This window comes from Kocuria varians (assembly GCF_006539885.1).
Classification (GTDB): Bacteria; Actinomycetota; Actinomycetes; order Actinomycetales; family Micrococcaceae; genus Kocuria; species Kocuria varians.
The window spans coordinates 17,805-41,926 of the sequence record NZ_BJNW01000014.1; the positions used below are offsets into that span (position 1 = coordinate 17,805).

19 protein-coding genes are annotated in these 24,122 nt (G+C 69.3%); 9 read left to right on the forward strand and 10 right to left on the reverse strand.

Annotated features, from left to right (window positions below):
* Positions 1-34 precede the first annotated feature (34 nt).
* Positions 35-2,143, reverse strand: a complete 2,109-nt coding sequence (locus tag KVA01_RS08460) for a S8 family serine peptidase (protein ID WP_233438817.1) — start codon at positions 2,141-2,143, stop codon at positions 35-37.
* A 281-nt stretch (positions 2,144-2,424) separates the two neighbouring features.
* Positions 2,425-2,685 carry a type B 50S ribosomal protein L31 gene (locus KVA01_RS08465; RefSeq protein ID WP_055083062.1) on the reverse strand — a complete coding sequence of 87 codons (261 nt, stop codon included), beginning with the start codon at positions 2,683-2,685 and terminating at the stop codon, positions 2,425-2,427.
* Positions 2,686-2,895: 210 nt separating this feature from the next.
* On the opposite strand from KVA01_RS08465, the gene lplAB reads away from it, so the two are divergent.
* The 3 genes from lplAB (at position 2,896) to wecC (ending at position 6,582) form a co-directional block, all read left to right on the forward strand.
* The gene (lplAB, locus tag KVA01_RS08470; RefSeq protein WP_068470977.1) at positions 2,896-3,960 is read left to right on the forward strand and encodes a lipoate-protein ligase LplAB; all 1,065 of its coding nucleotides are present in this window, start codon (positions 2,896-2,898) and stop codon (positions 3,958-3,960) included.
* Positions 3,961-4,084: 124 nt separating this feature from the next.
* Positions 4,085-5,116, forward strand: a complete 1,032-nt coding sequence (locus KVA01_RS08475; RefSeq protein WP_068470979.1) for an LCP family protein — start codon at positions 4,085-4,087, stop codon at positions 5,114-5,116.
* Positions 5,117-5,334: 218 nt separating this feature from the next.
* Entirely contained in the window at positions 5,335-6,582 is a 1,248-nt protein-coding gene (gene wecC / locus KVA01_RS08480; RefSeq protein WP_068470980.1) for a UDP-N-acetyl-D-mannosamine dehydrogenase, read from the forward strand.
* 40 nt (positions 6,583-6,622) lie between these two features.
* Here wecC and KVA01_RS08485 read toward each other — a convergent pair whose 3' ends face one another.
* Together KVA01_RS08485 and wecB are read right to left on the reverse strand one after the other, a co-directional pair.
* Complete coding sequence (locus KVA01_RS08485) at positions 6,623-7,969, reverse strand: UDP-glucose dehydrogenase family protein (protein ID WP_141269761.1); 1,347 nt, start codon at positions 7,967-7,969, stop codon at positions 6,623-6,625.
* Positions 7,970-8,015: 46 nt separating this feature from the next.
* Complete coding sequence (gene wecB, locus KVA01_RS08490) at positions 8,016-9,152, reverse strand: non-hydrolyzing UDP-N-acetylglucosamine 2-epimerase (RefSeq protein ID WP_068470253.1); 1,137 nt, start codon at positions 9,150-9,152, stop codon at positions 8,016-8,018.
* Between the two features lie 345 nt (positions 9,153-9,497).
* On the opposite strand from wecB, the gene KVA01_RS08495 reads away from it, so the two are divergent.
* Positions 9,498-10,205 (forward strand): hypothetical protein, encoded by a 708-nt coding sequence (locus tag KVA01_RS08495; protein ID WP_068470184.1) that lies wholly within the window; start codon positions 9,498-9,500, stop codon positions 10,203-10,205.
* Here KVA01_RS08495 and KVA01_RS08500 read toward each other — a convergent pair.
* The 4 genes from KVA01_RS08500 to glgC all read right to left on the reverse strand — a co-directional run bounded on the left by KVA01_RS08500 (position 10,186) and on the right by glgC (position 17,568).
* The gene (locus tag KVA01_RS08500; protein WP_068470188.1) at positions 10,186-11,883 is read right to left on the reverse strand and encodes an ABC1 kinase family protein; all 1,698 of its coding nucleotides are present in this window, start codon (positions 11,881-11,883) and stop codon (positions 10,186-10,188) included. The genes KVA01_RS08495 and KVA01_RS08500 overlap by 20 nt on opposite strands.
* 17 nt (positions 11,884-11,900) lie before the next feature.
* Positions 11,901-13,277 (reverse strand): hypothetical protein, encoded by a 1,377-nt coding sequence (locus KVA01_RS08505; protein ID WP_141269765.1) that lies wholly within the window; start codon positions 13,275-13,277, stop codon positions 11,901-11,903.
* Between the two features lie 112 nt (positions 13,278-13,389).
* Positions 13,390-16,050 carry an aminopeptidase N gene (gene pepN, locus KVA01_RS08510; RefSeq protein WP_141269767.1) on the reverse strand — a complete coding sequence of 887 codons (2,661 nt, stop codon included), beginning with the start codon at positions 16,048-16,050 and terminating at the stop codon, positions 13,390-13,392.
* A gap of 273 nt (positions 16,051-16,323) precedes the next feature.
* Positions 16,324-17,568, reverse strand: coding sequence for a glucose-1-phosphate adenylyltransferase (gene glgC / locus KVA01_RS08515; RefSeq protein WP_141269769.1), 1,245 nt, complete (start codon positions 17,566-17,568; stop codon positions 16,324-16,326).
* Between the two features lie 176 nt (positions 17,569-17,744).
* Here glgC and glgA point away from each other — a divergent pair, with 176 nt between their 5' ends.
* On the forward strand, positions 17,745-18,938 hold the full coding sequence (gene glgA / locus KVA01_RS08520) for a glycogen synthase (protein WP_141269771.1): 1,194 nt from the start codon (positions 17,745-17,747) through the stop codon (positions 18,936-18,938).
* On the opposite strand, the gene KVA01_RS08525 is transcribed toward glgA, so the two are convergent.
* Positions 18,920-19,570, reverse strand: a complete 651-nt coding sequence (locus KVA01_RS08525; protein ID WP_233438818.1) for a TetR/AcrR family transcriptional regulator — start codon at positions 19,568-19,570, stop codon at positions 18,920-18,922. The genes glgA and KVA01_RS08525 overlap by 19 nt on opposite strands.
* Positions 19,571-19,663: 93 nt before the next feature.
* On the opposite strand from KVA01_RS08525, the gene KVA01_RS08530 reads away from it, so the two are divergent.
* From KVA01_RS08530 to KVA01_RS08545, 4 genes are all read left to right on the forward strand, one after another.
* Positions 19,664-20,914, forward strand: a complete 1,251-nt coding sequence (locus tag KVA01_RS08530) for a YhgE/Pip domain-containing protein (protein WP_231860674.1) — start codon at positions 19,664-19,666, stop codon at positions 20,912-20,914.
* A gap of 799 nt (positions 20,915-21,713) precedes the next feature.
* The gene (locus KVA01_RS12970; RefSeq protein ID WP_233438819.1) at positions 21,714-21,899 is read left to right on the forward strand and encodes a YciI family protein; all 186 of its coding nucleotides are present in this window, start codon (positions 21,714-21,716) and stop codon (positions 21,897-21,899) included.
* Positions 21,900-21,998: 99 nt separating this feature from the next.
* Complete coding sequence (locus tag KVA01_RS08540; protein WP_233438820.1) at positions 21,999-22,448, forward strand: DUF3054 domain-containing protein; 450 nt, start codon at positions 21,999-22,001, stop codon at positions 22,446-22,448.
* A gap of 101 nt (positions 22,449-22,549) precedes the next feature.
* Positions 22,550-22,831, forward strand: a complete 282-nt coding sequence (locus tag KVA01_RS08545; RefSeq protein WP_068470201.1) for an Lrp/AsnC family transcriptional regulator — start codon at positions 22,550-22,552, stop codon at positions 22,829-22,831.
* 172 nt (positions 22,832-23,003) lie between these two features.
* Here KVA01_RS08545 and trpD read toward each other — a convergent pair whose 3' ends face one another.
* Entirely contained in the window at positions 23,004-24,059 is a 1,056-nt protein-coding gene (gene trpD, locus KVA01_RS08550; RefSeq protein WP_068470203.1) for an anthranilate phosphoribosyltransferase, read from the reverse strand.
* Positions 24,060-24,122: the final 63 nt, after the last annotated feature.

A 24,122-nucleotide genomic window follows, 5' to 3' on the forward strand; every position in this document is an offset into this window, starting at 1 on the left:
ACCGCCCGCCGTCGTCGTTCAGGCAGTTACCGGATCAGCGCGTGGTCCACAGCCCGCGCTGGTGGGTCCAGTGGGCGGTCACCCCGTTGGAGAAGCGCTGCTGCACCTCGCCGTTCACGGTGTACTCGTCCGTGGTGGGCCAGCCCCAGCCGCGTTCAAGCCCGGCCTTCTTCCACGCGCCCCCGATGGCGCCGCTCTCCTTGACCGCGTGGGTCCCGGAGGCGCTGCTCCACAGCACCTTGGTCGTGGCGGCACCGTTGCGGTAGACCTGGTAGGAGCCGCCCCGCACGCGGGCCTCGCCCGTGGCCGGGTAGCCGTAGCCGCGCTCACGGCCCGCGGAGATGAACTTCTTGCCGATCACCGTGGCGTTCTCCACGATGTTCGCGCCGGTCGCGCTGCTCCAGTAGATGGTGACCTTCCGGCCGTTCTTCACGAACTCCTGGTAGCGCCCGCCGTTCGCGGCGGCGGCCTCGTTCATCACGGGGTTGCCCCACGTCGCGGCACCGCCGGTGGCACGCCACTTGGCGCCGATGCCTCCGGAGGTGGAGTAGGCGCCCTGCCCGGAGGGAGCCACCGCACGGACGGCGGCCGCGGGGTTGAGGTTCAGGGAACCGAGCGGTCCACTGGCCGTGGAGGTGATGATCTGCTCGATCCTGGCCGGGGACAGCGACGGGTTGCGCTGCTTCATCATGGCAATGGTCCCGGAAACCAGGGGCGTTGCCATGGACGTGCCGTAGAGGTTGCCGTAGGTGGCTGCACCCGGCGTGCTCGTGCCCGCGTTCATGGTGGAGAGCATGGGGTTCTGCGCGGTGCCGCCCGGGGCGAGCACGTCCACCACCGCGCCGGTGTTGGAGTAGCTCGCGGTGTGGCCGGTGGTGTCCGAGGCACCCACCACGATGGTGTTGCCGCAGTTGGCCGGTGCGGTGCCGCCCGCGTTGACCGCGCTGTTGCCCGCGGCCACGACCACGGGAACGTTGCGGCTCACGGCGGTGTTGATCGCGTTCTGCATGGTGGCCCCGCACTCACCGGGGTAGTTCAGGGACATGTTGATCACGGACGCCGGGTTCGCGTTCGCGGGCTGGCCGGCCACGGCCGCACCGGAGGACCATGTCACGGCGTCGGCGATGTCCGAGACCCAGCCGTTGGTGCACTTGCCGAGCACGCGCACGGGCAGGATCTTCGCGCCCGGGGCGGCGCCGGTGATGCCGACGCCGTTGTTCGTCACGCCGGCGGCGAGGCCGGCCACGTGGGTGCCGTGCCACGAGGAGGTGCGGGCCGCCGTGGAGCACTCGCCGGCCGCACTCCAGTCGCCCTGGTCCTGGGGGTTGGCGTCCCGCAGGTTCCCGTCACGGGAGAGCGCGGTGTCGTTGATGAAGTCACGGCCCGGCAGCACCTTGGGGTTGAGGTCCCCGTGGGAGGTGATGCCGGTGTCCAGGACCGCGATGGTCTGCCCGTTGCCGCGGGAGAGGTCCCACGCGCCTGGGAAGTCCACCCCGCTGCTGCTGGGCAGCAGGGTCCACTGGAACTTGGTGTAGGTGTCGTTGGGCATCCAGGACGAGGACGCCAGCCGGTCCGCCTCCGCGTACTCCACAGCGGGATCCGCCTCGATCTCGGCGACGACCTTCTTCTGCTCCGTCTCGTCCAGCTCACGGTCCAGCTCGATGACGTCCGCCTGCGTGGCGGTGGTCTTCACCCGGTCGGTGACCTCCGGCGCCTTGGCCTTCAGCGCGTCCCGGGCCGCCTGCTCGACGACCTTCTCTTTGCTCGCCTCGGCGGCGGCGGTGTCGTGGAACTTCACGATCACCCGGTTTGACTCCTTGGGCGGGTCGTTCGGCACGGTGCTCGCGGGGGCCTCGGGGCCACTCTCGGGCGCGGCCTGGGCGGGCTGCGCGGAGAACGCGAGTGCAGCGGTCACGGCCAGGGGCAGCACGGTGTGGCGCAGCACGCGGGTCAGGGCGGACGGCGACGACGCCGCCGCGGCCACCCGGGCGCCGGCGGTCGCCGCGGCGTCGTCGTGCGTGGCGCGGGCCGAGCCCTCGCCCGTCCGGGACGCGGTGGCGCGGCGGGTGCGCGAAGTGGACCCGCCCGAGGTGGGCCGGTGTGAAGTGTGCAGAGGGCAGCGCTGTGACAGGGGTGTGTTCATCGGTGGGGGGGAGACCTTTCGGTGACCGCGACGCGAGGAAGGGGGGATCGTCGTGGCCTGGGGGGATTGAGCCGGTCCCATCCTAGGGGAAGATCACGGTTTGGTGACGATGCACACGGAGATGTCGTGACGTGTCGATGAACCAGGGACGGGCAGGAACGGGCCGGGTCCCGGGAGGGAGCTGGAACGTGCCCGGAGCCTGCCCGCAGCGGGCTGGACACGAAGAACGCCCGGTCCCACCGTGCGGTGGGACCGGGCGTCCGGGGGAGAGGTGCTCCGACCTACTTGGAGGACTTCCCGAAGTTCGCGAAGCGCTGGTTGAAGCGCTCCACGCGGCCGGCGGAGTCCATGATGCGCTGCTTGCCCGTGTAGAACGGGTGGGACTCGGAGGAGATCTCGACCTCGATGATCGGGTACTCGTTGCCGTCCTCCCACGTCTCCGTCTTGGAGGAGGTGGCGGTGGAACGAGTCAGCACGACCTTGCCGGAGGCGAGGTCGCGGAAGAGGACCGGGTGGTAGTCCGGGTGGATGTCAGCCTTCATGGTGTCAACCTTCTGTAGGTGCCTGGATTTTGCCAGGCACGGCGTTGCTCGGATGCGGTGCGCTCGGAAGCGGGCACCAAGGCACCAGCATACGCCCGCGCGTGCGGCGGGGCGAGTCCCGTGCGCTGCGGGTGTGATCGGGGCCGTACCGCGCGGCGTCGGGGAAGCCTACGATCGGGACGAACCCCACGACGAGACGGAGAACGGCTGATGGGCACGTCGCACGCACACGGTGAGTACAAGGTCCCCGGCGGGAAGCTGGTGGTCGCGGACTTCGACGTCCTGGACGGGCGCCTGGAACGGGTGTCCGTCAACGGGGATTTCTTCCTGGAGCCGGACGAGGCGCTGGAGCAGATCAACGCCGCGCTGACCGGGCTGCCGGAGGAGACCTCCCCCCAGGAGATGGGGGAGCGCATCGAGGCCGCGCTGCCACCGGCCACGGTGATGTTCGGTTTCGACGCCCGCGCGGTCGTGATCGCGGTGCGCCGCGCCCTGGCCCGGGCCACGAGCTGGACGGACCACGAGTGGGAGGTGATCCCCGCGCAGGTGCGTCCCACGCTGGAGAACCTCGCCCTGGACGAGGTGCTGGCCCGGGAGGTGGGCGCGGGACGCCGCAGGCCCACGCTGCGCTTCTGGGACTGGGACGAGCCGGCCGTGGTGATCGGCTCCTTCCAGTCCGTGGTCAACGAGGTGGACCCGGAGGCCGCCGCGCGCCACGGGGTGCAGGTGGTGCGCCGGGTGTCCGGGGGCGGGGCCATGTTCATGGAGGCCGGCAACTGCATCACCTACTCGCTCTACATCCCGCAGACCCTGGTGGACGGCATGAGCTTCAAGGACTCCTACCCGTTCCTGGACGCGTGGGTCATGCAGGGGTTCAAGGACATGGGCGTGGAGGCGTTCTACGTCCCGCTCAACGACATCGCCACGCCCCAGGGCAAGATCGGCGGGGCGGCCCAGAAGCGCTTCTCCAACGGGGGCATGGTCCACCACGTGACCATGAGCTACGACATCGACGCGGAGAAGATGAGCGAGGTGCTGCGCGTGGGCAAGGAGAAGCTTTCCGACAAGGGCATCCGCTCCGCGAAGAAGCGTGTGGACCCGCTGCGCCGCCAGACGGGCATGGCGCGCGAGGACGTGATCGCCGCTCTCTCGCGCACTTTCACCGATCGCTACGCGGCGAGGATTGGTAAGGTCTCAGACAGCGAGCTCGCCGCGGCCAGGGAGTTGATCGAGCACAAGTTCGGCACCGAGGAGTGGATTCACCGGGTGCCGTAATAGTATGTGCAAACGCAATCACCACTGCGTCCGCTCCACCTGGCTTCGGAATGCCGCCCGCATCCCGAAGCCAGGGATCGGGTGAGCGTCGCATGATGATGACCCCCCAGCCCCGGAGAGCCACGTGTCCCAGCCCCAGTACGAGTCAGACGCCCACGAGCCCCGCCCGGTGAGGAAGAAGCACACCGGGCGCAACATCATCCTGGTCCTGCTGTCCCTGGTGGTGGTCCTGGCCGTGGCCGCGGGCCTGTTCATGTGGAACCTGGGCCGCAACTTCGACAACGGGACGGCCAGCCTGGACAACGCGTTCCCGGACGAGTCCTCCCGACCCGCGAAGGGCTCCGCGGAGGACAGCGGAACCACCGTGCTGCTGCTCGGCTCGGACAAGCGCCCCGAGGGCGTGGACAAGGACGTCACCGGCTCCCGGGCGGACTCGATCATGCTGCTGCACATCCCGGAGGACGGCGGGCAGATGTACGTCATGTCCATCATGCGCGACACGTGGGTGGACATCCCCGGCGTGGGCGAGTCCAAGATCAACGCGGCACTGGACCAGGGCGGGATGCCCCTGATGGTCCAGACACTGGAGGAGAACTTCGACACCCGCATCGACGAGGTGGCCATGGTGGACTTCGCCGGGTTTGAGGGCCTCACCGACGCCCTCGGCGGGGTGACTGTCAACGTGCCCGAGACGTTCACCGCCCAGGGCGGGCAGCACTTCGAGGCCGGCCCCCAGGAGATGAACGGCGAGCAGGCGCTTGCGTTCGTGCGGGAGCGCTACGCGTTCTCCGACGGCGACTACCAGCGCGTGCGCAACCAGCGGGCCTACCTGCAGGCCATGATGAACAAGCTGCTGAGCACGGGCACCGTCTCCAACCCCGTGAAGCTCAACGAGGTGGTCAAGCAGATCTCCCCGTACCTGACCGTGAGCGACGGGTTGACCTCCACGTGGATCGCCCAGCGCGCGCCCCAACTGGTGGGTCTCAGTAGCAGCGACATCCACATGTTCACCGTGCCCAACAAGGGCGTGGGAACATCCGCGGACGGCCAGTCGATCATCGTCGCCGACGAGGACGCCATGAAGGCGATCGGCAAGGCCATCTCGAACGGCACCCTGGACAGCTACGTCCAGTCGCTGGACCAGCAGGGCCAGTGACATCCGGCGCCCGGGCAGGGAATCCGCCCGGGCGCCGTCGCCTCTCCGGAGGACTACGGCGCCGCGGCGCCGCGGCGGCGTCGTCCTCCGTGGTCGGTAGTCCCTTTCGGGGACAATGGAACCCAAAGGTCGGTATGATCGTCGGCGTTCCTGCAGACCAGTGCACGAACCACGCGCTGCCTGAACCGGACGGCGTGACGAGCAGATGAGGTGTGTCAATGAGTGAACCGCTGGAAGTCGTCTTCGTGGGGCTGGGCTACATCGGCCTGCCCACCGCCGTAGTGATGGCGAACCACGGGGTGCGGGTCCACGGTGTGGACGTCAACGCCTCGGCGGTCGAGCGGATCCAGCGCGGTGAGGTCACCATCGTGGAGCCCGGTCTGGAGGAGCAGCTGAAGCAGGCCGTGAACAGCGGCCGACTCACCGCCACCACCGAGATGCAGCACGGTGACGCGTTCGTGATCGCCGTGCCCACCCCCTTCAAGGAGAACCACGAGGGGGACCTGACCTACATCATGTCCGCCGCGGAGTCGATCGCCCCGCAGCTGCGAGGTGACGAGACCGTGATCCTCGAGTCCACCTCCCCGCCGCGCACCACGGAGAAACTTGCCGCGAAGATCATGGAGCTGCGCCCCGATCTCTCGCTGGACGGCGAGGACGGCAAGCCCGTGGTGCACTTCGCGTACTGCCCGGAGCGCATCCTGCCGGGCAAGGCGCTGGAGGAACTGATCACCAACGACCGCATCATCGGCGGCCGCACCCCGGAGGCGGGGCGCCGCGCCAAGCGGGTCTACGCGTCCTTCTGCGAGGGCGAGTTGCTCGAGACCGACGACGTCACGGCAGAGATGTCCAAGCTCACGGAGAACAGCTTCCGGGACGTGAACATCGCGTTCGCCAACGAGCTGTCCCTGATCGCGGACAACCTGGGGATCGATGTGTGGGAGCTCATCGAGCTCGCCAACCACCACCCGCGCGTGAACATCCTGCAGCCGGGCCCCGGTGTGGGCGGGCACTGCATCGCCGTGGACCCCTGGTTCATCGTGGCCGCGGACCGGGAGAACTCGAACCTGATCCGCACGGCCCGCGAGGTCAACGACGGCAAGCCCAAGTGGGTCATCCGCCAGGTCGAGGAGGCCTGCTCGCACATCGAGTCCCCGGTGATCGCGGCACTCGGTCTCGCGTTCAAGGCGAACATCGACGACCTGCGCGAGTCCCCGGCCATGAACATCACCAAGGATCTCGCCCAGCACGTGAGCCACGCGACCGTGCTGGCCGTGGAGCCCAACGTCTCCGAGCTGCCGAAGGCCCTGCAGGGTCTGCCCAACGTGGAGTTCGCCGAGTACCAGGACGCCATCGAGCGTGCAGACGTGGTCCTGCTGCTCGTGGACCACGACGAGTTCAAGGCCCTGCCCGCCGCGGCGCTGAAAGGCAAGGCTGTGGTGGACACCAAGGGGCTGTGGCGCTGACCACTCCCGCTCTTCAGGGCGGCGGCCTCGGCACTTTTGTCTAGGACCGCCGCCCCAGCGCCAGATACTTCCACCCGGCATCCTGCCACGCCGCCGGGTCCAGCACGTTGCGCCCGTCGACGATCGTGGGAGTGGCCACCAGCGGGGCGACACGGCGGGGGTCCATGTCCCGGAACTCCCGCCACTCGGTGAGCAGCAGAGTCACCTGTGCACCGGTGACGGCGGCGTCGAGCGAGTCCACGTAGTCCAGGCGCGGGTAGCGCTGTGCGGCGTTGGCGTTGGCCTGGGGGTCGTAGAGGCGCACGTCTGCCCCCATCGAGTGCAGGCGGGCGGCGATGTCCAGGGCGGGGGAGTCGCGGACGTCGTCGGAGTCGGGTTTGAAGGCGGCGCCGAGCACCGCGATCTGCGCTCCGTGCAGCGTCCCGCCGCACTCGTGGACGACGAGCTGCACCGTGTGCTCGCGGCGGCGCAGGTTGATGTCGTCCACCTCCGCGAGAAACCGCAGGGACTGGTCCAGCCCGAGCTCGGAGGCGCGGGCCCGCAGGGCACGGATGTCCTTCGGCAGGCAGCCGCCGCCGAAGCCCACACCCGCGTTGAGGAACTTCCGTCCGATCCGCTCGTCCAGCCCGATCGCGTCCGCGAGCGTGCGGATGTCACCGCCCACGGTCTCCGTGATCTCGGACAGCGCGTTGATGAAGCTGATCTTGGTGGCCAGGAAGCTGTTCGCGGCCACCTTCACGAGTTCCGCGGTCTCGTAGTCGGTCACGATGAACGGGGTGTCCTCCGCCAGCTGCTGCGCATAGACCTCCCGCAGCACCGCCTCGGCGCGCCGGCCCCCGGGAGCCGGCCGCGCGGCGTCGTCGTGCTCCACACCCAGCACCATGCGGTCCGGGTGCAGCGTGTCCTCCACCGCGTGGCCCTCCCGGAGGAACTCCGGGTTCCACGCGAGATCCACGGTCACGCCCGGGGACGACGCCGCCCGCGCCACCTCCCGCAGGCGCGCCGCGGACCCCACGGGAACCGTTGACTTGCCCGCAATCACGCAGTCGTGGTCCGCGGCGCGCGCGATCTGCTCCACCGCGGAGTCCACGTAGGTCATGTCCGCGGCGTGACCGTTGCGCTTCTGCGGCGTGCCCACCCCGATGAAGTGGACGTCACCGAACGCCCCGGCCTCCCCGTACGAGGTGGTGAACCGCACCGCGCCGGTGGCCACGTGCTTGCGCAGCAGCTCCGGCAGACCGGGCTCGTGGAACGGGACCCGCCCCGCGTTCAGCGCATCGATCTTGGAACGGTCCACGTCCAGACCGAGCACCTCGTGCCCGAGCTCGGCCATGGCCACGGCGTGCGTGGCGCCCAGGTACCCGGTGCCGATGACGGTCATGCGCATGGGTGGGGGATCCTTCCGCGGGGGAGACGGGGGGGGCGGGGGCAGGTCAGGCCTGCGACTCGAAATCCGCGATTCGCTCGCCCACACCGAACATCTCGGCGATCGCGGCCAGGGAGCGCTCGGCTGCCCGGCCGTCACCGTAGGGGTTCACGGCGTTGGCCATCTCGCGGTAGGCGGCGTCGTCGTTGAGCAGGCGGTCCACCTCGGTGACGATGCGCTCCTCGTCCGTGCCGATCAGCTTCACGGTGCCCGCGGTCACCGCCTCCGGGCGCTCGGTGTTCTCGCGCATCACGAGCACGGGCTTGCCGAGGGACGGTGCCTCCTCCTGCACCCCGCCGGAGTCCGTGAGCACCACGTGCGCCACGGAGAGCATGCGGGTGAACTCGCCGTAGGCCAGCGGCTCGGTGACCACCACGTTGGGCTTGCCCTCGATGGCGGGCAGCACGGCCTCGCGCACCACGGGGTTGCGGTGGGCGGGCAGCACGATGGTGAGGTCCGGCTCGGCGTCCGCGATCCGCGCCAGGGCGCGCCCGACGCCGCGCATCGCCTCACCCTGGTTCTCCCGGCGGTGGGTGGTCACCAGCAGCACGCGCTTGCCGGAAGAGGCGATCTCCTCGAGCTGGGGATCGGTGAAGGGCAGCTGCTGCTCCACGGTGTGCAGCAGGGCGTCGATCACCGTGTTGCCGGTGACCACCACGTCCTGCTCCGCAATGGCCTCGCGCAGCAGGTTCTCCTTGGAGGTGCTCGTGGGCGCCAGGTGCAGGGACGTGATCTGCGAGGTGATCTTGCGGTTCGCCTCCTCCGGGAACGGGGAGAAGAGGTCGAAGGAGCGCAGCCCGGCCTCCGCGTGGATCACCGGGATGCCCCGGTAGAACGCGGCGATCGCGCCGGCGGTGGACGTGGTGGTGTCGCCCTGGACCACCACGGCGTCCGGAGGAGTCTCCGCGAAGATCTTGTCGAGACCCTCCACGGTGCGCGTGAGCACGCCGTTGAGGGTCTGGCGCGGCTGGATGATGTTCAGATCGTGGTCCGGGGTGATGCCGAAGATCTCGTTGACCTGGTCGAGCATCTCGCGGTGCTGACCGGTCACCGTGACCACGCACTCGAAGTCGGGGCTGTCCTGCAAAACCTTGACGATGGGCGCCATCTTGATGGCCTCCGGGCGCGTGCCGTAGATCGGCATGATCGTGAACACTGGGAAACATCCTTGTCTTGGGCCGAGAATGCACCGGCACCACGTCTGATGATCATTAACGCGGCCGGGGCCGCTCGTCACCAGTCTAGGGGGACCCCTCCCGTGACACGGCATGACACAGGGGCATCTGTCCACCATAGTGTTGACACCGATATGTGTCCCGCAGAGCGTTTCCACTAGTCAGACTCATTTACACTGTGTGCATACGAATACAGGATTTGACGCTTGCAAACTTCTCGTCAGTAACCGACGTTCCGTCGAACGGGGAGTCAAGCACCGTGGACCGCGGAACGAGACGTTCATTTATCGGTCAGTGACCCGAAAGAGGGCACCGTGGCACGCAACCCGCTGGGGACACGATCCAGCACCCCTCAGGTCTCGGTCCTCGTGGCCTACCGCGACGCCGAGGGCCGGCAGCTGCCGCTTCCCCAGGCACAGACCCGCGAGAGCTTCACCGGGCTGCAGCTGCTCACGCAGCGCGTACTGGGTTTCGCAGGGGACCTGCTGTCCGGGTTCACCCAGGACTTCACCATCATGCAGATGGGCCCCTCCACCTTCCGGATCGAGGTCCGCGCCTCCTCCACCCAGGACTACCGCTTCTTCAGCCGTAAGGCCTTCTACGACCAGCTCGCGGTCACCGCACTGCTGGACCACCTCACGGACGTGCTCACCAGCGTGGGGACGGCCGGGGTCTACATCGCCAACCACCCGGATGTGACGGTGCGCTACGTGGAGGACGACTTCGGCCCGTACTACGAGCTGTTCGACCAGGGGCGCGCCGTCCTGGCCGTGGAGTCGGGCCCGTTGGAGAAGCTGCTGCAGCCGGACGGCATGGCGGTGCTGCGCGCACTGGTCGCCAACCTCAAGCAGCCGGGGCTGGCCTACGCCACGCTCACGCAGCAGACGCCGGGGCTGAAGTACGTGCGGCGCACACAAGTTTCCACCACGGACGCCCTGCGCCGGTTCGCGGCGGGCGCCCCGCTGCCTCTGACCACGGAGGATCTCGCCGCGGCCCGAGCGCTCAGCGCACCGTCTTCTTGACCTTCTTGCCCCGCAGCACCCTGGCCAGGTGGCGCACCCGGTCCACGTTGGAGGACACCGCCAGGTAGCCGCTGAGCGCGCCCACGGTGGACATGCCGCCCACGATCAGCGCGGTGTGGTGCTTCTGCCAGCGCTCGGGGTCCGAGGCGATGATGTGCGCGGTGCCGTTGATGGTCGCGGCGATCACGCCGCCGGCCACCACGTGGTGGCCGATCTTCGCGCTGCTCTTGACCAGCGGTTCCAGCTCGTCGGTGCGCAGGTGCACGTCGAAGCCGCCGCGCTCGAGCACCAGGATGAACCGGCGGACGTACTCGGGCACGTCAACGCCCATCTGCACGGCGTCCTCCACCGTGGCGCGCAGGCGGTTGAGCAGCACCTCGGGGGAGAGCCGCTGCATGATGAACCGTTCCGCGTAGGGCTTCACGGAGGAGACGAGGTCGAAGCCGGGGTCCAGTCCCGTGCCCATGGACTCTGCCGTGACCAGCATGCGCAGCAGCAGGGCGGACTGGCGGGGCAGCTGCAGCTTGTGGTGGCGCAGCACGGAGATCAGGTCCGCCATCAGGGCACCCACCCGCACCTCTTCGAGCGGCCTGTTGGCGTAGCGGCGCATCATCACCGCCACGTCCTTCTCGATCTCCCGCTTGGCGATCGCGTGCTCGCCGCTGTCCGTGAGACCCAGCAGGCCGGTGGCGGCACGTCGCGGGTTGTTCTGCACCACGCCCAGCAGCAGCGTGATGAGGTGGTCGCGGAACTCCTCGGTGAGGTTGCCCACCATCCCGAAGTCGATGATCCCGATCCGCCCGTCCGGCTCCACGAAGAGGTTGCCGGGGTGGGGGTCCGCGTGGAAGAAGCCGTCCTCGAAGACCATCTTGCAGATGGCGTCCGTGGCTTCCTTGGCGAGCAGGTGGCGGTCGATGCCCTCCGCCTCGAGCGCCTCGTAGTTGTTGATCTTGACCCCGAACATCCGCTCCATGGTCAGCACGCGGGAGGTCGTGGCGTCCCAGAAGATCTCGGGGATGTGGATCTGCGGGTGGCCCATGAAGTTCTCGGCCATGCGCTGCGCGTTCTTGGCCTCCTGGACGAAGTCGAGCTCGTCCCGCAGCGACTCGCTGAACTCCTCGACGATGCCCTTGATGTCGTAGTCCTGCGCGGCCGTCCAGTAGCGCGAGACCCAGGTGGCCATTTCCGTGAGGATCTCCAGGTCCCGGTTGACCTCGTCCGTGACGCCGGGGCGGCGGACCTTCACGATCACCTGGCGCCCCTCGAACGTGGCGGCGTGGGCCTGGCCGATGGATCCTGTGGCCACGGGCACGGGATCGATGTGCTGGAGGATCTGCTCCGCCGCGGTGTCAGGCTCCGCCTCGATCATCGCCCGGATCTGCTCCACGGGGATGGGCGGGGTGTGGTCCTGCAGCTTCAGCAGCTCCTGGGAGTAGCCCGGGGGCAGCAGGTCCGGGCGCGTGGAGGCGAGCTGACCGAGCTTGATGAAGGTGGGACCGAGCTCCTCCAGCGCCATCCGCAGGTGCTCGGGCTGGGAGTGCACGGTGTCCGGGTCGACGAGCCGCACGCGTGCCAGGGGAGCGCGCCACTGGGGCTTCAACCCACCCAGGGCGAATCCGAAGCCGTGCTTCGTGAGCACTTCGACGATCTGGAGGAACCGTTCTCGGCGGGAAATCATACGGGTGGAAGTGCCCCTTACAGTGTGCGGTGCAGGTAGACGGCCATGAAGCCCGTGGCCACGGCCACGATGAGCACGAGCGTGGTGGCCAGCGGCTCCACGCCCAGCAGGACCACGCCCAGCACCACAAGGATCGCTGTGAGCACCAGCAGCCCCGTCACGAGCGGCGTCATGCCGCCCACCAGCGTCTTCGCGTCCGACGACGACGCCGCCCGCGTCCCGGTGCCCTCGCGGGTCTCGCCCGCGGGGACCAGTTCGCCGTCGTGGCCGTCCATGAGCGCGGCCACGCCGCCGTCTGCGGCGGGGGCCTCCGCGGTGGCGGTGCGGGCCGCGGTGCTGCCGGGGCCGCCAGCGTGGCCCGCACCGGGCGCACCGGTTGAGGCGGCGTCGGTCGGGGAGGCCGCGGTGGAGGCGGCGGCGCGACGCTGCTCCGTGCCCCGGGAACGCTCACCGAAGAATCGTGCGGCGAAACCGCGCGCGCCGGTGGGGGCGGGGGTGTCCGGGTGGGCGGCCACGAAGCCCTTGCGCCACTTCTTGGCGTTGCGGCCGTGGTCCGACTCCACCGCCACGTAGGCCGGGGGGACGTCGAAGTGCTCGGCGTCCGGGAGCAGCTCGGGGACGTCGTTGGGGAGCTCCTCGAACCACTGTGCCGGCACCTCGGAGGCGCGGACGGATTGCAGGGTCATGGACACCTCGAACGAAGATCCTCGAATCGTCCCCCAAACTGCGGTCAGCAGGTCGTGCTCGAACGCGTAGTGGATGATCGGGATGAACTGCTCGGACATCTGGGTGGAGAGCCGGCCCACCTGCTTGCGCTCGTAGAGCACGTCCACGGTGTCCACGGTGACGCCGTGGCTGTTGCGGACCTTGTTGACCTCCAGGGTGAGGATCACGCGGCCCTCGCCGGAGGCCGGGACGATCGAGTGCAGGTACTCGGCGAACTCCTGCTCGTCCAGGACCTTGATGGAGGATCCCTGGGGCAGGACGGCGGCCTGGGCGGGGGCGGTGTTCAGGGGGAAGAGCAGGTCCGGGGGAGCGATGTCGATCACCGCGCGGGAGTCCACCTCCGCCACGCCGTCCTGCCGCAGCAGGTCTGCCTCCAGGTGGAGGGGAACCACGGGGGTGTAGCCGGAGGCGATCACGCGGGACAGCGGGTGCCAGTAGCGGTGGGCGTCCTGCGCGCTGAGGTGCGCGACCTTGTTCTCTCCCACGCGCACCGAGACGGTGCGGGGGTCGAAGGGGTTGTCCGGTTCCGGGACCAGCGCCGCGAGCCCGTGCCAGGTCTGGGCGCGCCCCGCGGAGAGTCCGCCGAACACCCGCATGATCTCGGTGTCGTAGAAGTTCTCCGTGACGACGTCCAAGGATCCCCGGTCGTTGAGCGCGTAATCGGTCATGGTCTCCCTCGCTGTAGCGCCGGCGGGTGTCCCCCCGCGGCGTGTCCGTCTCATGCTATCCGTTGATCGCGGTGCATCGAGGTTCATCCACTGTGAGGACACCGACCGCGGGTCACCGGGTCAGGCACCTGGCCTGCAGGTCCACGCTGCGCCGGGCCTCGTCCAGCAGCTCGGTCATGATCCGTCGCAGGGCCGCCGGAGCATCCTGGTGCTCGTCGAGCCAGCGGGTGGTCGCCCGCACCACGCGGTGCCGGGCGACGACGTCCGTGACCGCCGCGGAGGAGGCCCGCACGTCCAGGGTGCGCGGGTAGAGACCGCGTACCATGCGCGTGGCGATCTCCATGGAGCGCTCGTCCCACCAGCGGGTGACCTGCTCGAAGTAGGCGTCCTCGTAGCGGCGCAGCACGGCGGGGGAGGCCAGCTGGAAGCCGGAGATCGTGGCGCTGAGCTCGTCGTTGGAGAGTTCTCCCGAGAGGATCCGCTCCCAGGCCTGCTGCTTGGCGCGGTCCGAGCGCATGGCCGCGAGCGCCTGGAGGTGTCCCAGGTGTCCGTCGCGGGAGGAGTCCCGGGCCCGCTCGGAGCGCAGCTCGGACATGGTGCTGTGACCGGTGGCGGTCACGGCGGTGAGCATGGACCAGCGCAGCTGCGGGGTGAGGGGCAGACCCTCGATGCTGCGGATGCCGCCGAGCCACTCCTGGATGGGCCGGGCGTAGGCGCCGTCCCGCGCGGCCTCGCGGGAGAACGCGCGGGCGAGGATCAGCTGGGCGTCGGAACCCGGGGCGGCCCGCAGCAGGGCGTCGCGCAGGGCGTCGAGGAGCACCCGGCGCACGTGCACGCGGTGGGCCACGGGCACGTACTCGCCGAGGGCCTGGCGGGCGTGGTCGAGCACGGTGGTGAGGATCGCCGCGTGGGTCTCCCCGGTGCAGCGCTGCGCGACCATGCGCACGTAGTCCTCGGGGCGCAGCCGCCCGTCGCGGACGGCCGCCCAGAGCTGGGAGTGGCCGACGGCGCGCGCCAGGGGGTCCTCGATCCCTCCCACCACTCGGGTCAGCGCGGCGAGCGAGCGGGCGTCCGGGTGGGCCAGGCAGTACGTGAGGTCGGTGTCATTGAGGAGCGCGAACGTGGTGCCGACGACGGCGTCGTCCCCGGCGAGCGCGCCCGCGAGCACCGCCGCCCGGTCCTCCGGCAGGTCCGTGGGGCCGTCCTCGGCCGGCACGCGGACCTCCACACGCTCGGTGACCGTGACGGGCGCGTCCGCGGCGGAGCGGCCGTAGACGCCCACGGTCAGGACGTGCGGGCGGGGTTCGCGCGCGCTCTGGGTGAGCGTGGCCCCGGAACCGGACCCGGCGGCGGCGTCCCCGGAGACGGCGAAGGAGAGCACGGGGACGCCGGTGGTGTGCAGCCACTGCTGGGCCCAGGCGCGGACATCGTGGTCGCACGCCTCGTCGAGGACGTCCAGGAAGTCCGCGAGGTCCGTGTTGCGGAACGCGAAGCGACGGAAGTACGCGCGGCAGGCGTCCACGAAGGACTCCTCGCCCACGAAGGCCACGAGCTGCTTCAGCACGGACGCGCCCTTGGCGTAGGTGATGCCGTCGAAGTTCTGGCGCGCAGCCTCCAGGTCCACGATGTCCGCGACGACCGGGTGCGTGGTGCGCAGCTGGTCCTGGCGGTACGCCCACTCCTTGCGGGCGAGGGCGAACGTGACCCACGCGTCCGTGTACTGGGTGGCGTGCACGCACGCGTACGCGCCCATGAACTCGGCGAAGGACTCCTTGAGCCACAGGTCGTCCCACCAGCGCATGGTGACCAGGTCCCCGAACCACATGTGGGACATCTCGTGCATCAGCGTGTTGGCGCGCCCCGCCAGCTGCGCACGGGTGGCCCCGGACGGGAAGAGGTAGTCCTCGGTGAACGTCACGAGCCCCGGGTTCTCCATGGCGCCCAGGTTGTACTCTGGCACGAACGCCTGCTCGTACTTGCCGAACGGGTAGGCGAAGGCGAAGAGCCGCGGGAAGAAGTCCAGCCCCTGCTTGGTCAGGGCGAAGAGCTCCTCGGAGTCCATGGCGTCCGCGAGCGCCCTGCGGCAGTACAGCGCCAACGGGATGGTGACCGGCTCGCCCTGGGCGTCGGTGCCGCTCCACTCGTCCGTGACGCGCGTGTACGGGCCGGCGAGGATCGTGGTGATGTAGCTGGAGATCCGCTGCGTGGGGGCGAACTCGTGGCTCACCGCTCCGGGCACGTCGCCGTCGTCGCACGGCCGGCTCGCCACCAGCTCACCGTTGGACGCCGCGAGCCACTGCGGGGGAGCGATCACGGTGAACTGGAACTCGGCCTTCAGGTCCGGCTGCTCGAACACCGCGAACACCCGGCGGCAGTCCGCGGGCTCGTACTGCGTGTAGATGTAGACCTCGCCGTCCTGCGGGTCCACGTAGCGGTGCAGCCCCTCACCCGAACGGGAGTACAGGCCGCGTCCCACCACGCGCAGCTCGTTCGCCTCGCCCAGCTCCGGAAGCCGGATCCGGGAACCCTCCACGACGTCATCCACGTCCAGCAGCTCGCCGTTGAGCTCCACGCTGGACACCGAGTCGTGGATGAAGTCGATGAACGACTCCGCGCCCTCCTCCGCCGTGAACCGCACGTTGACCTCGGAGCCGAAGCTCGTGCGCCCCGGATCCTGCGCCCCGGAGAGGTCCACGACCACCCGGTAGTCCACCACCCTGATCTGCTCGGCCCTGGTCGTCGCTTCGTCTCTGGTCAGGCTCGAGGATCCCATGGGCCCAGTGTAGGCACCGCCGCGCCCACGACGACGCCGCGGGGCGCGGCTGGCGCGCCGCCCCGCCGCGGCGTCGTCCCCGGCTGCCGGGAACTCCACCCGCCACGGCCGGTGCGCGAGCCCGGACGCCACAGCCCGGGGCCCCGGACACCACACCGCAGGCACTCGCGCCGCAGGCACGAAACGCCCCGGACACGGGCAGCGCCCCGGCACGGACGACGGGTCCGTGGCGGGGCGCCGGGGTTCGGGCGTGAGCCGAGAACGGTGGTGCGGCTACTTCTCGAAGCGGTAGTTCTTCGGGGCGATCGTGAGCCCCGAGTCCATGACCGTGAGACCGCGGGCGAGGTCCTGCTCGCGGTCCAGACCGACGGTGAAGCCCTCCGGGACCACCACGTTCTTGTCCAGGATGCAGCGGTGCACGGTGGCGCCCGCCCCGATCTGGACGTTCTGCATCAGCACCGACTCCGTCACGCGGGCGTCGTGCTCCACCTTGACCTTGGGGGAGAGCACGGAGGAGCCCACGTGCCCACCCGTGATCAGCACACCGGGGGAGACGATCGAGTCGAAGGCCACTCCCGCCTGCCCGTTGGGACCGCGCACCGTCCTCGCCGGCGGGGCCATGATCTGGTGCGTGTAGATGGGCCAGTCGTAGTTGTAGAGGTTGAATACCGGCAGCGGGCGGATCAGGTCCATGTGGGAGTCGTAGTAGGACTCCAGCGTGCCCACGTCCCGCCAGTACTGACGGTCCCGCTCGGTGGAGCCGGGGACGTCGTTGTTCGTGAAGTCGTAGACCAGGGCCGCACCGCGCTGCGCGAAGTACGGCATGATGTCGCCGCCCATGTCGTGGTGGGTGTCCGCCTTGCGGTTGTCGCTGCGCAGCGCCTCCACGAGGGCGTCGCGGTCGAAGACGTAGTTGCCCATCGAGGCCAGGAACGAGTTGGGGTCGTCCGCGAGGGGCGCGGTGGTGTCCGGCTTCTCCACGAACCGGGCGATCCGCGTGGGATCCTGCTCGTCCGTCTCGATCACGCCGAACGACTTGACCATCTCCATGGGCTGGCGCACTGCCGCAACCGTGGCCTTGGCCCCGGACTCCACGTGCTTCTGCACCATGTTCGAGAAGTCCATGCGGTACACGTGGTCCGCGCCCACCACCACCACGATGTCCGGATCGGCGTCGTCGATCAGGTTCATGGACTGGTAGATCGCGTTCGCCGAGCCCAGGAACCAGTCCTTGCCGCGACGCTGCTGCGCCGGCACGGACGTCACGTAGTTGCCCAGCTGCGTGGACAGCCGCCACGTCTCCGAGAGGTGACGGTCCAGCGAGTGCGACTTGTACTGCGTGAGCACCACGATCTGCAGGTACCCGGAGTTCACCAGGTTGGACAGCGCGAAGTCGATGAGCCGGTAGCCACCGGCGAACGGCACGGCCGGCTTGGCACGGTCCTCCGTGAGCGGCATCAAGCGCTTGCCCTCACCGCCGGCCAGCACGATCGCGAGGACCTTCTTCTGACGTGACATTCCTACCTCTTACTTCCCGAGCAGGTCAGGCCCCCAAGGACCCCGACGCGGCGTCGACGTTGACTGGTCGTTGCCGCCATTGTCCACCACGGCGAGCACCCCGCCACCACGCTGTCCGAAGTGTTGCCGAGTTTTTGCCCCTGCGGCCGCCGTGTGATGTGCAGTACGCTCACTGCGTGCGAGTAGACATCCTGAGCAAAGAATTCCCGCCGGCCATCTACGGGGGAGCGGGGGTGCACGTGGCCGAGCTCTCCCGCGTGCTCGCACCGCTCGTGGACCTCAACGTCCGCTGCTTCGGGGAGCCGCGCGAACCGGACTTCCACGGCGCCCACGTCACGGCCTACCCGGTGCCCGCCGAGCTCGACGCCGCCAACGCCGCCGTCCAGACCCTCGGCGTGGACCTCACCATGATCCAGGACATCGAGGGCGCGGACCTGGTCCACTCCCACACCTGGTACGCCAACATGGGCGGGCACCTCTCCTCGCTCATGTACGACATCCCCCACGTGCTCTCCGCGCACTCCCTGGAGCCCCTGCGCCCCTGGAAGACCGAGCAGCTCGGCGGCGGGTACCGCATATCCTCCTTCGTGGAGAAGACCTCCTACGAGGCCGCCGCCGCGATCATCGCCGTCTCGGAGGGCATGCGCCAGGACATCCTGCGCTCCTACCCGAACGTGGACCCGGAGCGCGTGCGCACCGTCCACAACGGCATCGACGTCTCCCAGTGGCACCGCGACACGGACACCGACGTCCTCGACGAGTACGGCATCGACCCCGAACGCCCCTCCGTGGTCTTCGTGGGCCGCGTGACCCGCCAGAAGGGTGTGCCCTACCTGCTGCGCGCCGCCCTCCAGCTGCCCCCGGAGGTCCAGCTCGTGCTGTGCGCCGGCGCCGCGGACACCCCCGAGCTCGCCGCAGAGGTCAACGGCCTCATCGAGCAGCTGCGCCGCGAACGCGACGGCGTCGTACTCATCGAGAAGATGCTCCCGCGCCGCGAGGTCATCCAGATCCTCTCCCACGCCACCGCGTTCGCGTGCCCCTCCGTCTACGAGCCCCTCGGCATCGTCAACCTGGAGGCCATGGCCTGCGGAGCGGCCGTCGTCGCCTCCGCCACCGGCGGCATCCCCGAGGTCGTCGTGCACGACGAGACCGGGCTGCTCGTCCCCATCGAACAGGTCACGGACGGCACCGGCACGCCCCTGGACCCCCAGAAGTTCGTCGACGACTTCGCCGCCGCCCTCACCGAGGTCGTCACCGACCCCGCCCGCGCCCGCCGCATGGGCGAGGCAGGACGACGCCGCGTGGCGGAGCACTTTGCGTGGGAGTCGATCGCCGAGCAGACGCTCGAGGTCTACCGCTCGGTGCTCTGAGCGGCCGCTGCCTGAACCCCTCGGGGTGCGAGCACCCCGCTGAGCAGCGCCTCCACGGCCTCCACGTACCGGTCGTGCGTGACGTCCGGGTCCGGTGACAGGCTCACCTGCACCATGTAGCCCTGGACGATCCCGATGAAGGCGGGGGCCAGGCGCTCCGCCAGCGCGGCGGCGTCGCTCTCGGGGAGGCCCCGCTCCGCGGCCAGCCAGGCCCGGAGGTAGGCGGAGAGCTGCGCCCGGGCCTCCTTGAGGATGGCCAGTGCCGCGCCCTGCATCTCTGGGCGCCGCACGGCCTCGCCCCAGACCTGGACCGGCAGACCGGGGAAGGTGCCGCGCTGGGGGATGTCCTGGACCACGTAGGCCAGGGCGCGCGCGGGATGGGGGAGCGGGCGCTGCTCGCGCAGTCCCTCGAGCATCCCCAGGCGGTCCCGCATCACGCCGCGGCTGGCGTCCAGGAACAGCTCGTCCTTGCCCTTGTAGTAGACGTACACGGCACCGGCCGAGAGTCCCGACTCCGCAATGATGTCCGCCATGGACACGCCCGAGAACCCCTTGCGCCCGATGCACATGAGCGCGGCGTCCTGGATCCGACGCCGCATCTGTTCCCTGTGCTCTTCGCTGACCTTGGGCACGTCCACCTCCAAAAACGAATGATCGTTCTTGACACGGTACCGGACGGGGCCACACTCTTCAAGAACAAACATTCTTTGTGGAAGGAGTGCGCTGTGTCGCACGTCAAGACCCCCGAGCCGCGCCAGCGGCCTGCATGGACCGAGAGCGTCCGTGCCGCACTGATCGCCACGGTCGTGGTGTCCATCGTCCTGCTGGCGTTCGCGTGGCCCACCGTCACGTCCAAGACCGAGAACCTGCCGGTCGCGGTGGTCGGCACGCAGGAGCAGATCGACACCGTCACCGAGAAGATGCCGGAGAACCTCCCGGACATTCACCCGGTCGCGGACCGCGAGGACATTGTTAACGGCATCAAGACCCGCGAGGTCTACGGCGGGATCGTGCTGGGCGGTTCACCCGAGATCCTGACCGCCAGCGCCGCGAGCCCCGTGGCGTCGCAGATGCTCACGAGCATGGGCACCACCATGCAGCGGGGGATCGACCAGCAGGTCATCGAGAAGACCACCCAGGCGCTGCAGAAGATCACCGGCGCACTGAGCCAGGGCCCGAGCGGTCTCGCAGCCCTGCAGGGCCAGCAGCAGGGCTCCGGCCAGCAGGCCATGACCCCGCCGACCGTGAAGACCACGGACGTCGTGCCCCTGTCCGAGGACGATCCGTGGGGGAGCGGCCTCGCCATTGCCGGCCTGCCCCTGACCATGGGCGGCATGATCGGCGGCATCCTGATCTCCACGCTCGTCACCGGTGCCCGCAAGCATCTCTTGGCCATCGCCCTCTACGGCATCTTCGGGGGCCTCGCACTGGCCTCGATCATGCAGTCCAACTTCTTCGCCAACTGGGCCGGCATCGGCCTGGGCATCGCGGCCACGGCGTCCGTGATCGTGGGCCTGAGCTCGCTGATCGGACGCGCAGGACTCGCGGTGGGCGCCGTTCTGACCATGTTCATCGACAACCCCATCTCCGCCCTGACCTCACCCAAGGAGTTCATCGTCGCGCCCTTCGGGGAGATCGGGCAGTGGCTCGTCCCGGGGCTGTCCGGCACGCTGCTGCGCGACCTGTCCTACTTCCCGGACGCGAACATCGCGGCCCGGTTCTGGGCCCTGATCGGGTGGGTCGCGCTGGGCGTGGTCCTCACCCTGCTGGGGCACCACAAGAACGAGTCGTCCATCACGGGCAAGGACGAGCCAGAGCAGCCCATCCTTCATCATGAGCCACGCCACCCGCACACGGCGCAGCATAGTACCGCCGCGCGCTACGGAGCCACGGGGGAGTCCGTCACCGAGACCCCTGACGCCGATGGCACCGGCACCGCCGATGGCTACGGAGCCAACGCGCCGCAGCGCGCATAAACTCCGGCCGCACCCGGCACGAGAGCGCGGCGCCGCCGTCAGCGACCAGCACGCACGACGACGCCGCGCCACCCGCCCTCCGCACCGTCACCTCGGTGGGGAGGGCAGGTTCGTGTGTGCGCTGCGCACCGCGTCGAGTGGGACGAGTGACCGGAAGCAGGGGGCGCCCCCGGGGGCTGAATCTGGTGCAGATCCTGTGTGCGGGCGGGGCCCCTTCCGGTCTACTTTACATAATGTACATTATCGGACATTGGGATATCCGCGGTGATGCGCTGATAGACCATGATCAGCCGTTGAGAGGTTCGACTCTCAGGAAGCCCCGGCAGCGACGCGACAACAACCTCACACGGCGCCCGAGTTGTCACACGGGTCTCCAACGCGGGCCGGACGTCGACTGACCGCGCAACGACCACACGCCACTCCGTCCGCCCCGCACATCCGACTGGTACAAACGGTGCGCCGCAGAATGCCACGTGCGAGCAGATCGTCGTTCGGCGTCCTACTGGTCACCGTCGGCGCGTTCTGTGCGACGTCCATGGTGCGACCCCGCGACATCCGGTTAGATGGATGTGACCTACCGCATTCGTGCGTTTCCACCATGTGAAAGGAGCTGGGATGGCCCAGTTCATGATCTCCGTCTTTCACCAGCCGGGCGTTCAGAGCGCCGGCGCGGCCTACGGCAGTGAGGAGGACATGCAGGCGGCGTTCGCGGCCGTCACTCAGTTCAATGCGGACCTGCCAGGCGGCGGGCCAGTGGGTCTACGCCGGGTCACTGACTCCCCCGGAATCCGCCATCACAGTGGACTCAGCCGGGCCGGTCCCCCTGGAGCCTGACGTCACGCCCGGACCGTTCTCCGTGGCCGCCGCTGCGCTGGGCGGTTTCTGGATCATCGAGGCCGTCAATCAGGCCGCGGCCCTGGAGCGCGCGACCCAGGCATCGGCGGCGTGCGGCCAGAAGGTCGAACTGCGAGCCCTCGAGGGCTGAAGCACCGTCCTCTTGTATTCAACACTCACGTGAGACTCGACACTGTGAACTCAAGTTTCACGTACGACTCCATATACATACGGAGGCTACGATCGAGACATGAGCACTTCTTCGACCCCCACCCCTGACTCCACGAACCACCGGGCCCCTGAAACACGAATGACTCCCACGGCCGTAGCCCCGGGCCGCGAAACCTCCCGGTGGCCCCTCTACCTCCTGGCGGACCTTGTCCTCGTAGTGGTCTTCGCGGCCATTGGCCGGGCCAGCCACGGTGAGGATGGGGGCGGGATGTTCCTCACGGCGTGGCCGTTTCTCGTGGGCACGCTGGTGGGCTGGCTCGTCTCCCGGGGTGCCCGCTCCCCCGCCGCCCTGTGGCCCACCGGCGTCGTCGTGTGGCTGGCCACGGAAGTCGTCGGCATGCTGCTGCGCGCTCTGACGGATCAGGGAACCGCGGTGTCGTTCATGATCGTGAGCCTCGTGGTGCTCGGTGTTTTCCTGCTGGGCTACCGAGCGATCGTCGCCGGTGTGCGACGGGCCCGCCGTCGCTGAGGCCCGTTAGGTCTTCTCCTCTTACTACTACGCCTGAAAATCCCTGACCACCGCGCAGCACCCGCTCGTGGGCCGGGGCCGCCGTCCGGAAAGGAACCCCCATGTTCACCGCCATCGTTCTGATCAAGACCACCTCGGACAGGATCCCCGAGGTCGCTCAGGAGGTCTCCGACATCCGTGGCGTCACGGAGGTCTACTCGGTGACCGGCGAGTGGGATCTCATCGCCCTGGTGCGCGTGCAGCAGCACGAGCGCCTTGCCGACGTGATCGCGGACGAGCTCTCCAAGGTGGACGGGGTGGTCTCCACCAACACGAACATCGCGTTCCGCACCTACAGCACCCACGATCTCGACGCCGCCTTCGCCCTCGGCATCGACGACTGACCTGCCGAGCCCGCGCAGCACGACGCCCGCCCCGAGAACCGGGGCGGGCGTCGTCGTCACTGGTGGGCCATGACCACCGTATGTGGCACGCCGGGACGGCGGTCAGGGTGCGTCAGCGCCCTCCCGCACCAAGGACAGCGCCCACGCGAAGAGGGACGCCGCAGTGGCCGCGCTACGCCGCGGCGAAGGCCACCCAGCGCGCGAGCACGTCCCGGGCGGCCCCCGAGTCGATGGCCTCCGCAGCTCGCGCCACCGTGGCCGCGAAGCGTTCTTGGAAGGGTTCGTCCGCTCGTTCGTCCACGGCCACGAGCCCCGCCGCGGCGTTGAGCAGAACGGCATGGCGGACGTGGCCGGGGGCGCCGTCGAGCACGTCGCGCACCACCCCGGCGTTGTAGGAGGCGTCCCCGCCGCGCAGGTCAGCGATGGACGCCCGCGGCATGCCCAGATCCAGGGGATCCAGCGTGTGCTCCGTGATGCGGCCGTCCCGGACTTCCCACACGGCGGACGGCGCGGTCACGGTCAGCTCGTCGAGCCCGTCACCTCCGCGGAACACCAGCGCGCGGTCCCCGCGGTTCTGGAACACGCCGGCCATCAGGGGCGCCAGGGCGGCATCCGCGACGCCGATCGCGGACGCGCCCACGCGGGCCGGGTTCGTGATGGGGCCGAGGAAGTTGAACGCCGTGGCCACGCCGAGCGCCTTGCGGGCCGCCGCGGCGAAGCGCATGGAAGGGTGGAACGTCTGCGCGAAGAGGAACGTGATCCCGACCTCGGAGACGGCCTGCTGGACGCGGTCCACCGGCACGTCCAGCTGCACACCGAGTTCCTCGAGGACGTCTGCGGACCCGGACTTCGACGACGACGCCCGGTTGCCGTGCTTGACCACGCGCGCGCCGGCGCCGGCGCAGACCAGCGCGGCCATCGTGGAGATGTTGACGCTCGACAGCCGGTCTCCCCCGGTGCCCACGATGTCCAGCGCGGGCCCCTCCACCGTGATGGGACGAGCGTGGCGCACCATGGCGTCCGCCAGGCCGTTGAGCTCGGCGACGCTCTCGCCCTTGGTCCGCAGCGCCATCAGGAAGCCCGCGATCACGGCATCGGGCACCTCTCCCGACATGATGTTGTCCATGGCCCAGAAGGACTGGTCCCAGGAGAGGTCCTGCCGCTGGCTGAGGGCCGCCAGGAGATCCGGCCACTGGATGGAGGTCCGTGCGTCGTTCGAGGTAGTCACGCTGCCGACTCTACCGTCCGGCTCGCTGAGGCGCGGATCACTCCCCCGGCACCGCCGCGCCCC